Here is a 935-nt window from a genome sequence, read left to right as displayed (position 1 = left end):
CATGCCGGGCATCCGGGAGTGGTCCATGCCCTCCATGCCGCCCGAGCCGGACTTCGGCGTCACGGCGCGGTTGAGCTCGCGCCAGTCCTTGGGATCGACCACGTCGTAGCGCGCCACGCCCGCGGTGACCGCGGAGTAGCGCGGCGCGCGCACGGCGACGGCGGGATCGGCCGGGGCGACGAGCCAGTGCGGCGCGGCGGTGGGCACGCAGGCCGCCAGCGGCAAGGCCGTGAGCGCCAAGGCCGTGAGCGCCACGGCCGGCCTGAGGGAGGTGAGCATCGCTGTGATCCCGAACGGGGGCTGGCGGCCGCGCTCGGGGGCGCGGACCGGCGGACAGGGAGTGGGGCGCGGGCGCGGCTGCGCCGGCCATGCCGGGCGCGGCCCGCGCAGGCAGGATCCTGGTCAGGGCGCGGCCGGGAGCGGCGTGCGGGCGCGGGCGGGCGCTCGGCCCGCCGCGGTCAGGCGCGCTGCCGGGGCGGCCGCTCGATGCGCAGGGGACGCGGCTGGGCGACGCCGTCCTCCTGGGCCAGGCCGATGGGCTCGGAGGGGCGCAGGGTCAGCGCCTCGCCCGACCAGGGTGCGTCCGGCACGGCCGCCTGGCAGGCCAGGGGGCAGCAGGTGGCCGCGCAGCTGACCGGGCGCTTGTGGTGGCCGTGGCCGCCCGGGTGGTGCTGGCCGGCCGAGGCATGCCGCTGGCAGTCGGGGCCGTCCGCGCCGTCCGCCTGGAGGGCCGCTCCCGCGGGCGCGTCGGCGGAGGCGGCTCCGTGTCGGTGGTGGGTGTGCGGGTCGGCGGGGGCCGCGGCCTGGTCGACGGCGGCGTGATCGGCTGCGGCGTGGCGCTTCATCGTGCACGGCGCCGCCGGGGCGATGGCCACGGCCATCGCCAGCACGGCGAGCAACACTGCGCGAAGAACTGCCAAGGACCCAGAGACCCT

General features: G+C 79.0%; 2 protein-coding genes. Both read right to left on the bottom strand.

Annotated features, from left to right (window positions below):
* On the bottom strand, nucleotides 1–279 hold a 279-nt coding region (locus tag MFF56_RS31845), incomplete at its 3' end, for a hypothetical protein (RefSeq protein ID WP_238232212.1).
* A 179-nt stretch (nucleotides 280–458) separates the two neighbouring features.
* The coding region (locus MFF56_RS31840; protein WP_238232210.1) for a hypothetical protein at nucleotides 459–935 on the bottom strand (477 nt) is incomplete at its 5' end.

This window comes from Methylobacterium hispanicum (assembly GCF_022179285.1).
Lineage (GTDB): Bacteria > Pseudomonadota > Alphaproteobacteria > Rhizobiales > Beijerinckiaceae > Methylobacterium > Methylobacterium hispanicum.
The sequence above is the reverse complement of the archived record's forward strand: the minus strand, read 5'-3'. Positions and strand labels throughout refer to the sequence as shown.